Raw genomic sequence first — 16498 nt, 5'->3', positions numbered from 1 at the left:
TTGGTTTTAGTTGTTTTTTGGGGTTCTATTTAAAATTTGTAAGTCACTCCGATAGTGGAGTACTGGCCTTTGCGGTACTCTCTGAAAGACTCATCTATAGAGGTAATATCGCTGTTGTTATCAGAGTCTTGGATCAGGCGCGTTTTCTGGTTTAGCAGGTCCTGGATGCCAGCTTTTACCTCGAAGTGCCCGCCGATACCTTTAGTCAGGGACAGGTCTACCTGGTGGCGCGGCATCTCATACACTGCCTGGCGCTGGTTGCTGCCCGCCGCGAAAATGCGCTTGCCGATTATGTTATACAGCACGTTAAACTGTAGCTTTCTGTCATCATCCTGGTAATACACACCGGTGTTAACCACATAAGGCGATTGGCCCACCATGGCGCGCTTGCCAGGCTGAAACTCTGCATACTTCTCCGTCAGCTCCACCTCACTCTGCACTAAGGCAGCGTTCAATACCAGTGTCAGGTTCTGCACAAAGCGCGACTCTGACAGGTCAAGCAGTGATTTCCTTACCTCTGCCTCCACGCCATAGCTGTAAGCATGCTTTGCGTTCTCGAAAGTGATGGTGTTGCCGCCAGGCGTGTTGGCAAACACTGCTTCGATGGGCTTATTGAAGTATTTGTAGAAGCCGCCGAAGGATAGCAGCTCAGTTGGGTTCGGGTAGAATTCGTAGCGCAGATCGCTGTTATAAATCGTGGCAATATCCAGATCCGGGTTACCAATTACCTCCAGCAGGTTCACAAAGTCGAAGTATGGGGCTGGTGCCAGCTCACGGAACTCAGGGCGGTTTACGCTAACACTGGCTCCAGCACGCAGCATGGCGCGTGGTGTAAGGTTATAAGTGAGGTTTGCAGAGGGCAATACACTTAGCACCGGGTTGTCTTTCTTAATTGGGGAGTTGTCGAAGTTACGCGTAATAAGCTCCTGGTTATTATACTCTACACGCACACCACCCGATACCGACAGCTTTTCTGTGAGCGGGGAAGAGCCGCCTACATAACCGGCCACATTTAGATTGGAAGCATCGTAGTTGTTTTGTGGGTTAGCATCCTCCAGCAGCATTAGGCCATCTACGTTATTGATGTTCTCCGGGGAGAAAACCTGGTCGAGTGGCAGGAAGCGGATAGACTCGTTATAAGCTCCGTTGTTTCCGTTGCTATTATATCCAAAAGAGAAATAACGCGAGGTGTAGTCTCTCTTTTTGCGCTCTAGGTAGAAGCCGGTTCTAATCTTGGGGGCGTTCTCTGCGGTAGAGTCGGCGGTTTCGAAGCGGTGCTCAAACTGGCCGCTACCCATTACCACGTGTTCGTTCAGGTCAGAGTAAAAGCGGCCCGCATCCTGAAGGCTTGGGTTAGTTTCCGGCTGGAACTGCACACCATAGGCTTGCTCTTCGTCTTCGTATACTGTTCTAAACCTGCGGTAGTCGGGCTCATTTCGGTTGGTGTAGTTATAACCACCTGTCCAGGTTACGGTAGAGTTGTTATCGCTGAAGTCGTGTGTGCCCTGAAGCTGGCCGGAGTAAATTGTGCGGCTCTCATAGCGCATTGCGTAATTGTGCTGCAGCTGCGTGCCATTTGTTCTGTCCACGCCTTCGCGGTCCAGCACCTCGCTTGTGCCTAGCTGGTTAAACAGGTTTCTGAACTCTACCTTGTTATTGTTGTTAAGGCGCGCCGACCAGTTGCTAACTATACCTAAGCGGGCGTTGTTGGCATATACTTTATCGTTAAAGCTAAGGTATGAGGAGCTCTTGCCTGTAGCTGGGTCAAAGCTGCCATACGTATTTCTCGTGCCTTCTGTAACAGATTGTGTGTTGCTGTAAGACACCGCCGAGATGGTGCTCATTCTTACATCACCCAGGTCGAAGCGGCGGTTCAGGCCCAGCGACATACGCAGGTCTGGCGTAGCTGTAGTTGACTTTGGTGCCCAGGTGTTCGGGAAAAGGCGGCCTAAGCGCTGGCGCTCGTCGCTACCTTTGCTCACCATGTTTATATCAGCAGGAATGCCAGTAGGTATGGCGCGGTCTCCGTTATCGAAACCCAAAAGATCAGTGCTGCCTTTCGTATTGGTCAGGAAGCTGTTGAAGGTTGTGCCCACGCGATAAGAGCCCGACACTCCGATGGTCGTCTTGTTCTCATCTACCACATTCTTAGTATAGATCTTGATCACACCGCCGCCAAACTCACCAGGCAGCTCCGGAGAACCGTTTTTATAGATCATGATGCGGTCGATCACGCTGGTTGGCAGGATATCGAAGGAGAAGGCTTTTTGGTCTGGCTCTGTACTTGGGGTCAGGGCATCGTTCAGCAGCACCGTGTTGTAGCGCTGGTTCATACCCCGTATAACCACGTATCGGTCGTTAAGTATGGTTACGCCCGGTATGCGCTTCACTGTTTCGGCTGCGTCGCGGTCCATGGATTTGGCAATCTGCTCGCCTGCCACGCCGCTAACTACTACCTCACTCTGGCGCATTGTCTCCAAAACGGCCGTTTCGGTGTTCGTTTGGCGGGTTCCTACAATCTCTACTGTCTGTATCTGGGTTGTGTTTTGCTCCAGCTGCACATTCAGGGTTTTGGTTTGGCCGGCTGCCACTTGCACCCCTGCTTGCTCGAAAGGCTTGTAAGACACAAAAGTTACGGACACATTATAAGCGCCTGGCTCCAGCGGAAGCGTAAATTTACCCTCATAGTCGGTGGTGGTGCCTTTAGCGGTTCCTTTAATAAAAACTACAGCGCCGATTACCTCTTCGCCGGTAGTTTTGTCGGTAACCTTCCCTTTTAAGGTGCCCTGCTGGGCAAATCCGAAAGTAGCTGTAGCTAAGATGGTGAGAATCGTAAATAAAAATTTCATTGAAGTACTGTTGTTTAGTCTCGCTGCAAAAGTATAGCGGCTAGTTTAAGCCAGCTTTAAGTCGGAGTTATGATACCGTTAAGTAACGCTTGCTTGTGTTAAGCTGGGGTTACGGTAGCTTTACCGCACTTTTAACTGCACATTACCATAATATTAAGCATGCCTAATTTAACGTATAGCCTGTGTGCTCACTTCCTCAGGCACGCTATACATTGTTAATATGCAGCTGTTTACACAAAACAGGACGCTAAGCGGCAACCTTTAAATGTTAACATTAGCTTAACATTGCGGTAAAGCAGCAGTAACAGTAATACACTTATTTTGCACCAAGATTTCGGAAGCCACTGTTGCCGCCCCTGACTAAGGCGGTGCTAAGGCAAAAGAAAGAGTGGACCGGCAACTGCAGCCTGACTAACTACAGTTGCCGGGCAAGTATAAAAACACTTTCTGCACTTACTATTCAGAGCCAGAAAGCATACTTGTTTAGTTAGATAGGTTAAAATAACTAACAGCCATTTAGCAAAGTAATTTTCTCACCAAACAAATAGTACCGTGTACAAAAAGCTGAGAGGCGCACTTATTGTAGCGCTAGCATGCCTTGCCTTAAACACCGCAGAGGCTCAAACTGTTAACAAAAGTAAATTTGGCAAGGGCCTGCAGTTTATAGCCGCCGACTCTTCCTTCAGCCTTAAGTTGGGCACCCGTTTTCAGATGTTGTACCAAGGTGCCATCAACAACAGCACCGATCAGTTGGACGACCGTTTTCTGATCCGTAGAGCCCGTCTTAAGTTTGAAGGCTTCGCCTACTCGCCTAAACTAGAGTATAAAATAGAGTTGGGCCTTAGTAACAGCGACATCGGCAACGACGATCCTGCCAGGTTCAACAACGCCGACAATATTATTTTAGACGCGGTAGCTATGTGGAATTTCGCTCCAAACTGGGAGCTTTGGGTAGGCCAAACAAAACTGCCTGGTAACCGCGAGCGGATCATCTCTTCTCAGAAAATGCAGTTCGTAGACCGAAGCTTACTAAACTCCCGCTTTAACATTGACCGTGACGCGGGTCTGCAACTACACCACACCCATACAATGGGTACTACCGTTGTCAGAGAGTCTGGCTCTATTTCTATGGGCGAGGGCCGCGATATTACGGTGAACAATGCCGGCGGCTACGATTATACTGCTAAAATTGAGGTAATGCCTTTCGGGGAGTTTGAGGGAGGCGGTGCTTATGTAGGCAGCGATCTGGTACGCGAAGAGACACCTAAGTTGGCTATTGCAGCTGCGTACAACTTTAATGATAATGCTTCTAGAGAAGGTGGCCAGTTAGGCGACTTTTTAGTAGATGAGCGCGACCTGCGTACACTGTTTGTAGACTACATGTTCAAATATAGAGGTTTCTCTTCTATGGCAGAATACGCCAATAAAACTGCCCCTGCCGGACCTGTGGTTTTAAGAAGCGATGATGGAGCTGTTGAGGAGACATTTGTAACCGGAAATGCTTTTAATATTCAGGCTGGTTACCTTTTCCCGAGCAATTGGGAAGTTGCGGGCCGCTACACAACTTACAATCCTGACAAAGCCACCAACTTACGTTCACAAGAGCAGTATACACTGGGATTATCCAAATATATCTCAGGCCACAGCCTAAAGGTACAAAGCGACGTAACGCTTCAGGACCAGCCTGGGCGGGAGAACGCTTACTTGTTCAGGTTGCAGATGGAAGTGGCCCTATAACGCCTGCCAACTGCACTTTCATAACTACTTATATGGCATCTAAGTATAAAGCAAAAAATTACTGATGCCTGCTGAACAAATCATAAAAGACACTCAACTAAACCAAACACTGACTTATGCTTAACTTAAAGCTTAACAATCTAAACGCTGCCATGCTGCTGGGCGCTACGATGCTCTTCAGCGCCTGCGGTGGTAATTCAGAGAATGCTGAAGGTGGATCTAGCCTTTCTGGAAGCATCCAGATCGACGGATCTTCTACAGTATACCCTATTACAGAGGCCGTGGCGGAGGAGTTTCGTGCTGAAGCCCCTGACGTGAAAGTAACAGTAGGCGTTTCAGGTACCGGGGGAGGTATGAAGAAGTTTACCCGAGGCGATATCGACATTGTAGATGCATCGCGCCAGATGAAACCGTCTGAGGATAGCCTTGCGCAGGCAAACGGCATTACTTATGTTGAACTTTCGGTAGCTTATGATGGCCTAACTGTAGTGGTGCACCCGGAAAACGATTGGGTAAAAGACATTACAGTAGCTGAGCTAAAGAAAATATGGGAGCCGGCTGCACAAGGCACTATCAAAAAATGGAACCAGATCCGCCCGGAGTGGCCTGATAAAGAGCTGCACCTGTATGGCCCTGGTGTTGAGTCTGGCACCTATGATTATTTTACAGAGGCAGTTGTAGGCGAGAGCCACTCTAGCCGCGGCGACTATACAGCCAGCGAGGATGATAACGTACTGGTACAAGGCGTATCAACAGATCCTTATGCTCTGGGCTTCTTCGGGTTTGCTTATTTCGAGGAAAACCAGAGTAAGCTTAAGGCTGTGCCAGTAGACGATATGGACGACAGCAACGGAAAAGGCGCGATCCTTCCATCGCTGGAGACTGTTAAAGACGGTTCGTATGCGCCGCTTTCCCGCCCGCTATACATCTATGTAAACTCAAAAGCTACGGCGCGCCCTGAAGTCATCACCTTTATCAACTTCTATCTGGATAACGCAGGTGAGCTAAGCCAGGAAGTAGGCTACATTCCGCTGCCTGACGAGCTGTACAAAGAGCAGAAGCAGAAGTTCGAGCAATTTGCAAAAGGTGCTCAAAAGTAAAATCCAACTATAATATAAAGCGCAGGCAGTGCGGCATGTAAATTTGCTGCCCTGCCTGCGCCTTTAACAAGAAACAGCACCTTGAGAGTATCAGAGAAAGTTATCGAGGGCTTGTTGTGGTTAGCTGCCGTAATCACAATACTCATCACTGCCGGCATCATCTGGGTGCTGCTATCAGAGTCCATCAGCTTCTTCAGAGTAGTGTCGCTTGCAGAGTTCCTCACCGAGAAAGAATGGACACCGCTGTTTGCAGATAAAAAATTTGGCATTATGCCACTGGTGGCGGGCACACTCTTAACCACAGGCGTGGCTATTGCCGTGGCGCTCCCTATCGGGCTAACCATTGCCGTTTACTTAAACGAGTATGCGCACGCCACTCTCAAGCAGGTTGTGAAGCCGTTGCTAGAGGTGCTTGCAACCATCCCAACGGTTGTATATGGTTTTTTTGCCTTAACAGTGGTAACGCCCTTCTTGCAACAGTTCATACCTTCACTGGCCGGTTTCAACGCCCTTTCCGCAGGTATCGTCATGGGAATCATGATCATCCCCATGATTTCCTCGCTTAGCGAAGATGCCATTAGCTCTGTGCCCCGCTCCCTACGCGAAGCAGCGTATGGAATGGGCTCTACCCGCTTGCAAACTTCCTTCGGCGTAATGGTGCCAGCTGCCTCATCGGGCATAATCGTATCGGTTATACTTGCTATCTCCAGAGCCGTGGGCGAAACCATGATCGTGGCAGTGGCCGCTGGCCAGCAGCCGCGCCTTACCCTAAACCCCTTGGTGCCTATCGAGACGATTACCACCTACATTGTGCAGGTGAGTTTAGGCGATGTGCCGCAGGGGTCATTGGAGTACAAAACCATTTTTGCGGCAGGTATAACCCTCTTCGTTTTCACGTTTGCGCTGAACAACCTCAGCTTCTGGATCAAAAAGAAATACCAGGAAAAATATGACTAACTCTGACATAAACAGGCTAAAGGATAAGGCCTTCCAGGTTTTCGGCATCTTTTGCACCTTCATTGGCTTGGTTGTGCTGGCAGTGTTCCTTTTCGATATTATCGCAGAGGGCATTGCGCGCATCGATTGGGACTTTCTTACAAGCCTGCCATCGCGCAGGGCCAGCCGTGCCGGTATACTTACCGCTTGGGTAGGCACGCTCTGGATTCTGGTATTAACCACAATTATTGCCTTCCCGCTAGGGGTGGCTGCCGGTGTATACCTCGAAGAGTATGGCAAGAAGAATAAAATGGCTAACTTTCTGGAGATAAACATTGCCAACCTAGCGGGTGTGCCTTCCATTATTTATGGTTTGCTTGGCCTGGAGGTTTTTGTGCGCCAGATGCGCTTGGGTGGCAGCCTGCTTGCAGGTGCCCTTACGCTATCGCTGCTTATTTTGCCGATAATCATTGTAACTACTCGTGAGGCTATTAAGGCAGTGCCCCGAAGCATCCGCGACGGCTCTTATGCACTGGGTGCCTCGAAGTGGCAAACCGTATGGAACCAGGTACTGCCTGCTTCCTTCGGGGGCATACTTACAGGCATTATCCTGGCGCTGTCCAGGGCAGTTGGCGAGGCAGCACCACTTATCGTGATCGGAGCATTGGCTTATGTACCCTTTACACCGTCCACACCGATGGATGAGTTTACGGTATTGCCAATCCAGATCTTTAACTGGACCTCCAGACCGCAGGAGGCATTCCTGACAAACGCTGCCGCGGCTATTATTATACTATTGATCATCACCTTCCTGCTGAATGGCATTGCCGTATACTTACGCAACAAACAGCAGAAAAAAGTTAAGTGGTAACACTCCATGAGCAAAAAAACGAATAAGCTGGAGGCTATAAACCTCGATGCATACTACGGCGACTTTCATGCGCTGAAGAACATCAACATTGGTATGGAAGAGAAGGCGGTTACTGCCTTTATCGGCCCATCGGGCTGCGGCAAGTCTACCTTCCTGCGTACCTTCAACCGCATGAACGACTACATTGATGGTTTTAAGGTAGAGGGCCAGATCTTGCTGGACGGCAAGGACATCTATCAGAAAAATATCCGTGTGGATGAGCTGCGAAAGGAAGTAGGAATGGTTTTCCAGAAGCCGAACCCTTTCCCAAAGAGCATTTTCGAAAACGTGGTATACGGGCTGAAGATACAGGGCATCAAGAAGAAATCGGTGCTGGAAGAGGCCGCTGAAACATCGCTGAAGCGTGCCGCCTTGTGGGACGAGGTAAAGGACAAGCTGCACAAATCTGCCCTGGCGCTGTCGGGTGGCCAGCAGCAGCGCTTGTGCATTGCGCGTGCGCTAGCAATCTCGCCATCCGTACTGCTGATGGATGAGCCGGCCTCAGCCCTGGACCCAATCTCTACCGCGAAGGTGGAAGAGCTGATCTACGAACTGAAAACCGATTACACGATTGTAATTGTAACGCATAACATGCAGCAGGCAGGCCGCGTTAGCGATCATACAGCCTTTTTCTATATGGGTGAACTGGTGGAGTTTAACAAAACGAAAACAATGTTTACAAGCCCCAAGGATGAGCGCACCCAAAACTATATCACGGGCCGCTTTGGTTGATACCCTTGCAGTAGCCTGCCGTATACTTGTAGATTCTCACCTTATTAAACATACCACCTAAATGCCACATATAGACACCGAATTAGAACGCCTCAAAACCAAGCTCCTGGAGATGTGGGACCTGGTAGAGTATCAACTCCAAAGCGGCCGCGAGGCTATGGTTAACGCCGATGTGGAGCTGGCTAAGCTGGTAATAAAAAGGGACCGCAAGGTAAACCAGTTCGACGTGAAGATAGACCGCATGTGCGAGAACTTCTTCGCCTTGTTTACGCCGGTTGCCGTGGACCTGCGCATGGTGTTGGCCATACTTAAGATAAACGCAAACCTGGAACGCATCGGCGATACGGCTGAAGGCATTGCACGCTTCGCCCGAAAGCTGGAAGCCCCCGTGGATCCTGCGCTGATGGAAATGACCAAAGTGCTGCCTATGTATGAGGAAGCCTTGGCTATGTTTGAAGATTGCCGCACCGCTTTTAAAAACAATGACCCCAAACTAGCTAAAGAGCTAATCAAGCGGGACAAGATCCTGAACAAGATTTACCGTAAGTCCGACACTGTGGTAACAAAGTACATGGTGCAAAACCCGAATAAAATCTCGGAAGCGCTGGCACTGCTCTCCATCATCAAGAAACTGGAGCGCGTTGGTGATCAGGTAACCAACATTGCCGAAGAAGTTATTTTCTACAGAGAGGCAAAAGTGGTAAAGCACCGTTCTGATAAGAAAAAGAAGAAAACTCCGAAAGACGACAAGCCTGGTAACACCCAGTAGGCTGCACAAAACTACACTTCAGAAAGGCACAAACCCTGGCGGTTGGTGCCTTTCTGCTTTTCAGCCTGCTCCAAAGTATAAAAGGCCTTAGCAGCTCCGCAAGCAATCCCTCACTAAAAATTACCTTTGCAAGGATTTGTGGCTTAACTTTGCAGCAAAAACCCAAAAGTGCTGTTTAAAGAAATCTTATACCTGATTCAGAAAGACTTGGTGCTGGAGTGGCGCCAGAAGTACGCTCTGAACGGGATGCTGCTCTACGTGGGCAGTGTCGTGTTTGTATGCTACCTCAGCTTTGGCATGCGCTCCAACCTGCTCGTGGCTCCCGTCTGGAACGCCCTGCTCTGGATTATCCTGCTGTTTACCTCGGTCAATGCCATTGCTAAAAGCTTTATGCAGGAAAACCGTGGCCGCCTGCTATACTTTTACTCCATTGTAAGCCCGCAGGGCATCATCTTGGCCAAGATCATTTATAACACCCTGCTAATGCTCTTATTGGCCATTATTTGCTTTCTGTTTTACGGTTTTGTGCTAGGCAACCCGGTGGCGGACATTCCGATGTTCTTGCTGAGCCTGCTACTCGGCGCAATCGGTTTTTCCACCTCGCTTACCATGATTTCGAGCATTGCCTCAAAGGCGGCCAACAGCAGCACTCTGATGGCCGTGCTTAGCTTCCCGGTGATCGTGCCGATGCTGCTGATGCTGATACGGATGTCTAAAAACGCGATGGATGGCCTTGACCGCAGCCTCAGCCTCGACGAACTGCTTACGCTGCTTGCCATAAACATGATTGTGGTCACTGTATCTTACATCTTATTCCCGTACCTTTGGCGTTCGTAAGGCTGGCGGCCGAGACAGTTTCCTGGCCTTGGTTTATGCATACTCCTTCAAAGAAATTGGGAAAACCCGATTCTGACATCGGATAAAAGCAGACGGCTCCGGAGGGAGAGAATTTGAGAAATTATTTGTTAGGATAAAGTATAGAAACAAACCGGGGAGTACGGGGCAATGCAGCCCAAGGCTTTAGCCCCGGCATCCGATTATAAGCAATGAGAAAGAATTGGTGGAAATTACTGGCTATTGTGCTACTGGTGTTTACCGTGGTGGCCGGTATGCTTTCTGAAGTACCGCGGCTTGCTATCCTTAACGAGACCATCCGCAATTTATACTTTCACGTGCCCATGTGGTTTGGCATGATCCTGATCCTGCTGATCTCAGTAGTATACTCTATTAAATACCTTCGTAACCCAACCGTTAAAAACGATGTGATAGCCTACGAGGCAGCCAAGGTAGGCATACTGTTTGGCGTGCTGGGCATCGTTACCGGCATGGAGTGGGCCAAGTTTACCTGGGGCGAGTACTGGAGCAACGACCCTAAGCAAAATGCATCGGCCATTGGCCTGCTTATTTACTTTGCTTACCTGGTGCTGCGCAGCTCGTTTAGCGAGCAACAGCAACGCGCACGTATCAGTGCAGTGTATAACATTTTTGCCTTTGCGGCCCTAATTCCGCTGCTGTTTATACTTCCGCGCCTCACCGACTCGCTGCACCCCGGCAACGGAGGCAACCCGGGCTTTAACACCTACGACATGGATAGCAGCCTGCGCCTAGTGTTTTACCCAGCCGTATTGGGCTGGACACTGCTCGGCATCTGGATCATTAACGTGAAATCAAGATTAGAAATACTCAGACAACGCATATATGAAACTGTTTAGAATACTGGCAGTGTGGTGCTTTATACTTGGTGCCACTGCAGGTTTGCAGCAAGCGCAGGCCCAGCCAGCCCAGACCGAAAGCGCTGTTGCAACGGCACAGCCAGAGGTAGAAATGGCCGACACCCTGCGCCAGGACGGCAAGATTTACGTGGTGGTAATTGTGCTGCTCACCGTAATGGCAGGCCTGATTCTGTACCTTGTAACGCTGGACCGTAAGGTAGGCAAGCTAGAGAAGCAAATGCGCGAATAAAGACGGCCGAAGGCCAACGGGTTTACGTATGAGCGCTCAGATAACTTTCAATTTTAAGAAAAATGAGCATCACCCTTAACCCTAAACTATACGTTAGCCTTCAGCCCTTAGAGCATGTAAAGCCGCACCCGGTAAATGATGGTCGCTTCGACCCCGCCTTTGCTTACAAAGTACTGGGTGTATATAATGCCAGCGAAACATCGGAGTGCTTTTTTATACTCAGCAATACATACAACGAGATCTGGTTTATCTCGCAGCGCCACCTCAGGGCCTACAAGCTGCTGGACTCTGACGCACTTTACCTGGCCCTGGACGAGGCAAAGCAGGAAAGCCTAATGAGAGCCTAATACTCACGATCATTGGCAGCAAAAGGAACTAAACGCCTTTGCTGCATACAGGCCCCGGTGATGTATGGCGCTGCAAGTATGAAATAAGCCGCAGGCAATGGATTTATATCATTCTGTTGTGTGTTAGGCTACAGGAAAAACAGCATACTTTAATTTTCATTATAGATGAAGAAGTCACATATCATCGGGATTTTAGTCATCGCAGTTGCGATTGTTATCATTATGTCGTCGGTTGGCGATGCCAGCACCTACGTTTCATTTGGAGAGGCCATTGAACGCGCCGAAGATGGCGACATGACGAAAGTGCATGTGGTTGGCCGCCTCAAAAAAGACCCGCAGGGCCATATTGTGGGCATGAACTACGATCCGCTTGTAGACCCAAACTACTTCACCTTCACGTTGGTAGACACAAACCGCGTAGAGCAACAGGTAGTATACTATAACCCCAAACCACAGGATTTTGAACGCTCCGAACAAGTAGTGATCACGGGCAATATGCAGCAGAATGTGTTTGTTGCCGACAAAATCCTGCTCAAGTGCCCGTCCAAATACGTGGAAAAAGAAATACAGCAAAATACAGCAAGCCTTTGATTTAGTTAGAAAGTTAAAGAGTTAGAAAGTTAGCGAGTTGTGTATTATGCCAGAATGGCTAACAGATAGAACTTCCTAACCTACTAGCTTTTAATCACTTTTTAACGTCTTAAATTTCTAACTTTTTAACTATCAGAAATGATTAATACGCTGATCGGGGATATTGGCCATGCGAGTGTGATTGTGGCTTTTGTAGCAGCCATTGTATCCTCTTACGCATATTTTATGGCATCACGCACCAAGGTGGAGGCTTCCGGCGACATGAGCTGGCGCAACCTGGCACGCGGTGCTTTTTACGTGCACGGTGCAGCCGTGATGATGGTTATCTTTTCGTTGTTCAATATTATCTATGAGCATCGCTACGAATACTATTACGCCTGGAGCCACTCCTCCAATCACCTGCCGGTATACTACATGATTTCGTGCTTCTGGGAAGGCCAGGAAGGCTCTTTCCTGCTTTGGATTTTCTGGCATGTATTGCTTGGCTTTGTGTTGATTAAGAGCGGCAAAAAGAACAATGTATGGGAAGCGCCAGTAATGGCCATGTTCTCTTTTGTGCAACTGTTTCTCACGTCCATGATTTTGGGTGTGGTGATCGGTGACTTGAAGATCGGCTCCTCTCCTTTTATCCTGATGCGCGATTTCATGACAGATGCCCCGGTATTTGCCATGGACCCGAACTTTGTACCGCAAGACGGCACGGGCTTGAACCCGCTGCTCCAGAACTATTGGATGGTTATTCACCCGCCTACCCTTTTCCTTGGGTTTGCCGCCACTTTAGTACCTTTTGCTTTTGCCATGGCTGGTCTTTGGAAAGGCAAGTTTACCGAGTGGGTAAAGCCTGCGCTGCCTTGGTCGCATTTTGCGGCAGTAGTGCTGGGTGTTGGTATCGTGATGGGTGCTTACTGGGCTTACGAAACGCTTAACTTCGGTGGTTACTGGAACTGGGACCCTGTTGAGAACGCCGTATACATTCCGTGGCTGGTGCTGGTTGGCGCTATCCATACTATGATTGCGTACCGCCGTGGTAAGTCTGGCCTGAAGGCATCGTTCATACTTGTCATCGCCTCGTTCATACTTATACTTTACGCTACCTTCCTAACGCGTAGCGGCATTTTGGGCAATGCCTCCGTGCACTCGTTTACAGACCTTGGCCTTTCCGGACAATTATTTGCATACTTGGCTGCCTTTGCGGTGCTGGCGGTTGGCTTGCTAGTTTACCGTTGGAAGAGCATCCCGACCACGGCCAAAGAGCTCTCCACGTACAGCGGCGAGTTCTGGGTATTTATCGGGGCAATTGTGCTTTGCTTAGCAGCATTTCAGGTATTGTTCACTACATCCATTCCGGTGTATAATTCCTTCATGGGCTTTATCGGCATCGAGACGAACATAGCCCTGCCAGCCGATCAGATTGCGCATTATACGCAGTTCCAGTTATGGGGCGGCGTAGCCATTGCCGTGCTTACCGGTGTCGGCCAATTGCTTTGGTGGCGCAAAGGCGATAAAGGCAGCTTCCTGGATGCAATTACGCTACCTGGCATGCTCACCTTACTGTTCGCCAGCCTGATTATTGTGCTTTCCAAGTTGGGCATGCTCCACGAGACAATGGATAATCCAGTGTATATAATACTATTGGTAGCGGCGCTTTTTGCTGTATTCGCTAACCTGAGCATTATCTTGAGCCTGCTGCACAAAAAAGTATCGCTCTCGGGTGGTGCAGTGGCCCATATTGGTATAGCCCTGATGCTAATTGGCGTGCTGTTTTCTTCGGGTTACTCTAACATCATCTCTCAAAATACTTCTGGTATGGTTTACTCCCGTGAGTTCCCGGATGCGATAAACCGCGACAACGTGCTGCTGTGGCGCAACGCTCCCGTAGAGATGGATAAGTACACTGTAAGCTACCATGGCCAGTTTCAGGAAGTAGAGGGCGTGCCGGGTTATGTAAATCGCGAGCTGCTTTTCCCAACAGCAGATGAATATAAAGCTATTGCCCGCGGGCAGATAAAGTCTGGCGATAAAGTATACTTTGAGACCGGCGACACACTGGACCTGCTTTCCCCGGAAAACACTTACTACCAGGTGCAGTACAAAGAGCGCGAAGGCGACAAGACCTTTACGCTTTATCCGCGTGCCCAGGTAAACCCGAACATGGGCCTGCTGGCATCCCCGGATATTAAGCACTTTGCCAATAAAGACCTGTATACGCACGTTTCTTCTGTACCTGACCCGAACGAGGAGAAAGAATGGGGTGACCTACAAGAATATGAGGTTGCCGCCGGCGATACCATCATCCTTAACGATTATGTGGCTGTGTTTAATGGTATTGAGCCGGTGCAACAGGTGCCAGGCGTAGTATTGGAGCCCGGAGACGTGGCTGTGCAAGCCGATATGAAAATCTTTGGCGAGCGCAAGAACTACCATGCCCACCCGGTACTGATGATCAAAGACCAGTTATTGGGCCGTGTGCCGGAAGAAGTGGCAGACCTTGGCCTGCGCCTAACTTTCCTGAACATCGATACAGAGAATAACAAGTTTAAGATCGGCGTAAATGCTACGCAAAAGGATTATATCATCCTGAAAGCCATGGAGAAGCCTTTTGTAAACATACTTTGGATTGGTACCATTGTGATGGCAATTGGTTTTGTGATGGCCATTGTACGCCGCAAGGACGATGGCACGCCGAAAAATGCTACGGCTAAACCTACTCCCAAAAGAAAAGCGCAAGCTGCCTAATTGCAGCAAAAGCACTTTCTAAAAAAGCCTTTGCTGCCGCAGCAAAGGCTTTTTTGCTTTATAGGCCTCCAGTTTTTAACTTAGCCCAACAGTTGAAGTATGGACTTACAGAAACCGATGAACATTGCCATAATTGGGGCCGGAAACGTTGCCTGGCACCTGGCGCAGGCATTACAGGCAGCAGGCCACAACATCATAGGCGTTTATAGCCGAACTGCCGGCAGCCGCGATGCGCTTCTGGAAAAGCTGGCACACGCCAAAGCCACCACTTCCCTCGATTTGCAACACATTGCTGTAGATGCCGTGCTCATAGCAGTTCCGGATGCAGCCCTGGCAAATGTGGCCGCAGCGCTTAAGGTGGCACCAGGCACTTTAGTTGCCCATACTTCCGGCGCAATGCCGCTGGCCGCACTTTCGCCTGTAACAGGCGCTGCCATAGGCGTTTTTTATCCGTTACAAACTTTCTCTAAAGCCAAAGCAGTCAGCTTTCAGGCTGTGCCACTTTTGCTGGAAGCTGAAAACCCGGGCACGCTTAAACAGCTTGAGGAACTGGCGGCAAGCATTACGCAAACGGTGCATAAAGTGGACTCAGTGGCACGAAAACAGCTGCACCTAGCGGCTGTTTTCGCCTGTAATTTCACGAATCATCTGCTTGGCATTAGTCAGGAGCTTTTGTATGGTGCCGGCCTGCCTCCACAAAGCCTGGACCCTCTGATTAAGGAAACAGTGAATAAAGCGCTTGAGCAACACCCCTTCACTGTGCAAACCGGGCCAGCTATCCGCCACGACGAGAATGTTATTGAAGCGCACTTGCACATGCTGGAGCAGCAGCCTCGCCTCCACCAGCTATACACGCTCCTTACGCAAAGTATACAAGGCACCCAACCTGATCAGTAAGCCTGCCCCCGCCAGATTGCAAAAGCGGCAACGCATAAATTCATACCTACTTTGATTCGGTAACCCGGCTTTGTAACTTTGCATTTTAGTATAAAGACACAGACATGAAAGTTGTAAATATAACATTTAAGTTTGCTGACGGCTCACCGGACCAAACACTCCCGGCCGTAGAAGGCGAGTCGGTGCTAGATGTAGCCCTGAACAACGACATCAAGCTGCAGCATAACTGCGGCGGCGTGTGCGGTTGCAGCACCTGCCATGTGTACATTGAGGCTGGTATGGATGACCTCCCGGAAATTTCTGACAAAGAAGAGGATTACATTGACCGCGCCGTAGACCCGCGCATCAACTCCCGCCTTGGCTGCCAGTGCGTTGTGCAAGGCAACGAGGATATTGTTGTAACCATTCCGGAGCAGGACTTCCTGGGCCACTAATTTAAATTGCTGAATGGCTGCATTGTTAAACTGCTGATGACTTACCTCATGCAGCGAAAGCCATTTAGCCATCAAACCATTTAACAGTTTAAATGATGAATAAGAGCTACGAACCACCAATACACTGGAACGACTACGAAGACATCGCGATGGCACTCTACGAGAAGTTTGGCGATGATTTTACCGAGTCGAAGATTTACCGCATCCGCTTTACAGACCTGCTGGAGTGGATACTTACCCTGCCTAACTTTGAAGGCACGCGCGAAGAAGCAAACGAAGGACACCTGGAGCAGATCCAGGCGGCCTGGGTTTACGAGTGGCGCGACAACCAAGACTAGAATAAACTTGTATCGGTAAGTATAAATTCTGAAAAATATATACTTTTAAAGGCTCTTTCATGTAAAGAGCCTTTTTGTTTTCAACCCAGCCCTGCCTCTTGAAGCCTTACACTTTCAGGGCCGCGCTATACTTCTTTTCCTGATAAACCTGACTGTCATT

The 16498-nt window shown here is 49.3% G+C and carries 16 protein-coding genes; 15 read left to right on the top strand and 1 reads right to left on the bottom strand.

The features are described 5' to 3' along the window. Window positions 1-29: 29 nt before the first annotated feature. Window positions 30-2849, bottom strand: a complete 2820-nt coding sequence (locus D1627_RS12505) for a TonB-dependent receptor (protein WP_119432610.1) — start codon at window positions 2847-2849, stop codon at window positions 30-32. A 552-nt stretch (window positions 2850-3401) separates the two neighbouring features. Between D1627_RS12505 and D1627_RS12500 the strand changes: the two genes are divergently transcribed. From D1627_RS12500 to iscX, 15 genes are all read left to right on the top strand, one after another. Then, window positions 3402-4586 (top strand): porin, encoded by a 1185-nt coding sequence (locus tag D1627_RS12500; protein WP_233555623.1) that lies wholly within the window; start codon window positions 3402-3404, stop codon window positions 4584-4586. A gap of 116 nt (window positions 4587-4702) precedes the next feature. Further along, window positions 4703-5686 (top strand): PstS family phosphate ABC transporter substrate-binding protein, encoded by a 984-nt coding sequence (locus D1627_RS12495; RefSeq protein ID WP_199688432.1) that lies wholly within the window; start codon window positions 4703-4705, stop codon window positions 5684-5686. Between the two features lie 81 nt (window positions 5687-5767). Then, window positions 5768-6643, top strand: a complete 876-nt coding sequence (gene pstC / locus D1627_RS12490) for a phosphate ABC transporter permease subunit PstC (protein WP_119432609.1) — start codon at window positions 5768-5770, stop codon at window positions 6641-6643. Next, the gene (gene pstA / locus D1627_RS12485) at window positions 6636-7493 is read left to right on the top strand and encodes a phosphate ABC transporter permease PstA (RefSeq protein WP_119432608.1); all 858 of its coding nucleotides are present in this window, start codon (window positions 6636-6638) and stop codon (window positions 7491-7493) included. The genes pstC and pstA overlap by 8 nt, the downstream gene beginning before the upstream one ends. A gap of 6 nt (window positions 7494-7499) precedes the next feature. After that, the gene (gene pstB, locus D1627_RS12480; protein ID WP_119432607.1) at window positions 7500-8264 is read left to right on the top strand and encodes a phosphate ABC transporter ATP-binding protein PstB; all 765 of its coding nucleotides are present in this window, start codon (window positions 7500-7502) and stop codon (window positions 8262-8264) included. A gap of 61 nt (window positions 8265-8325) precedes the next feature. Further along, window positions 8326-9033, top strand: coding sequence for a phosphate signaling complex protein PhoU (gene phoU / locus D1627_RS12475; RefSeq protein ID WP_119432606.1), 708 nt, complete (start codon window positions 8326-8328; stop codon window positions 9031-9033). Window positions 9034-9204: 171 nt separating this feature from the next. Then, on the top strand, window positions 9205-9870 hold the full coding sequence (locus D1627_RS12470; RefSeq protein ID WP_233555646.1) for a heme exporter protein CcmB: 666 nt from the start codon (window positions 9205-9207) through the stop codon (window positions 9868-9870). Between the two features lie 209 nt (window positions 9871-10079). Continuing rightward, complete coding sequence (ccsA, locus tag D1627_RS12465) at window positions 10080-10745, top strand: cytochrome c biogenesis protein CcsA (protein WP_119432605.1); 666 nt, start codon at window positions 10080-10082, stop codon at window positions 10743-10745. Next, the gene (locus D1627_RS12460) at window positions 10732-10995 is read left to right on the top strand and encodes a CcmD family protein (RefSeq protein WP_233555622.1); all 264 of its coding nucleotides are present in this window, start codon (window positions 10732-10734) and stop codon (window positions 10993-10995) included. Before ccsA (D1627_RS12465) ends, D1627_RS12460 begins: the two co-directional genes overlap by 14 nt. Window positions 10996-11057: 62 nt before the next feature. Beyond that, window positions 11058-11342, top strand: coding sequence for a hypothetical protein (locus tag D1627_RS12455; RefSeq protein ID WP_199688431.1), 285 nt, complete (start codon window positions 11058-11060; stop codon window positions 11340-11342). A gap of 165 nt (window positions 11343-11507) precedes the next feature. After that, entirely contained in the window at window positions 11508-11933 is a 426-nt protein-coding gene (locus D1627_RS12450) for a cytochrome c maturation protein CcmE domain-containing protein (protein ID WP_119432604.1), read from the top strand. Window positions 11934-12071: 138 nt separating this feature from the next. After that, complete coding sequence (ccsA, locus tag D1627_RS12445) at window positions 12072-14669, top strand: cytochrome c biogenesis protein CcsA (protein ID WP_119432603.1); 2598 nt, start codon at window positions 12072-12074, stop codon at window positions 14667-14669. 99 nt (window positions 14670-14768) lie between these two features. Continuing rightward, on the top strand, window positions 14769-15566 hold the full coding sequence (locus tag D1627_RS12440) for a Rossmann-like and DUF2520 domain-containing protein (protein WP_119432602.1): 798 nt from the start codon (window positions 14769-14771) through the stop codon (window positions 15564-15566). Between the two features lie 104 nt (window positions 15567-15670). Then, on the top strand, window positions 15671-16000 hold the full coding sequence (locus tag D1627_RS12435) for a 2Fe-2S iron-sulfur cluster-binding protein (protein ID WP_119432601.1): 330 nt from the start codon (window positions 15671-15673) through the stop codon (window positions 15998-16000). Between the two features lie 92 nt (window positions 16001-16092). Continuing rightward, a complete protein-coding gene (iscX, locus tag D1627_RS12430; RefSeq protein WP_233555621.1) occupies window positions 16093-16338 on the top strand; it encodes a Fe-S cluster assembly protein IscX in 246 nt (81 codons plus the stop codon). Window positions 16339-16498: the final 160 nt, after the last annotated feature.

This window comes from Pontibacter oryzae (assembly GCF_003576375.1).
Classification (GTDB): domain Bacteria; phylum Bacteroidota; class Bacteroidia; order Cytophagales; family Hymenobacteraceae; genus Pontibacter; species Pontibacter oryzae.
This window is presented reverse-complemented; position numbering and strand designations above follow the sequence as displayed.

Coding starts and splice junctions, on each gene's coding strand:
- D1627_RS12505 (WP_119432610.1), bottom strand. CDS start 2,849: ATGAAATTTTTATTTACGATTCTCACCATCTTAGCTACAGCTACTTTC.
- D1627_RS12495 (WP_199688432.1), top strand. CDS start 4,703: ATGCTTAACTTAAAGCTTAACAATCTAAACGCTGCCATGCTGCTGGGC.
- pstA (WP_119432608.1), top strand. CDS start 6,636: ATGACTAACTCTGACATAAACAGGCTAAAGGATAAGGCCTTCCAGGTT.
- pstB (WP_119432607.1), top strand. CDS start 7,500: ATGAGCAAAAAAACGAATAAGCTGGAGGCTATAAACCTCGATGCATAC.
- phoU (WP_119432606.1), top strand. CDS start 8,326: ATGCCACATATAGACACCGAATTAGAACGCCTCAAAACCAAGCTCCTG.
- ccsA (WP_119432605.1), top strand. CDS start 10,080: ATGAGAAAGAATTGGTGGAAATTACTGGCTATTGTGCTACTGGTGTTT.
- D1627_RS12460 (WP_233555622.1), top strand. CDS start 10,732: ATGAAACTGTTTAGAATACTGGCAGTGTGGTGCTTTATACTTGGTGCC.
- D1627_RS12455 (WP_199688431.1), top strand. CDS start 11,058: ATGAGCATCACCCTTAACCCTAAACTATACGTTAGCCTTCAGCCCTTA.
- D1627_RS12450 (WP_119432604.1), top strand. CDS start 11,508: ATGAAGAAGTCACATATCATCGGGATTTTAGTCATCGCAGTTGCGATT.
- ccsA (WP_119432603.1), top strand. CDS start 12,072: ATGATTAATACGCTGATCGGGGATATTGGCCATGCGAGTGTGATTGTG.
- D1627_RS12440 (WP_119432602.1), top strand. CDS start 14,769: ATGGACTTACAGAAACCGATGAACATTGCCATAATTGGGGCCGGAAAC.
- D1627_RS12435 (WP_119432601.1), top strand. CDS start 15,671: ATGAAAGTTGTAAATATAACATTTAAGTTTGCTGACGGCTCACCGGAC.
- iscX (WP_233555621.1), top strand. CDS start 16,093: ATGATGAATAAGAGCTACGAACCACCAATACACTGGAACGACTACGAA.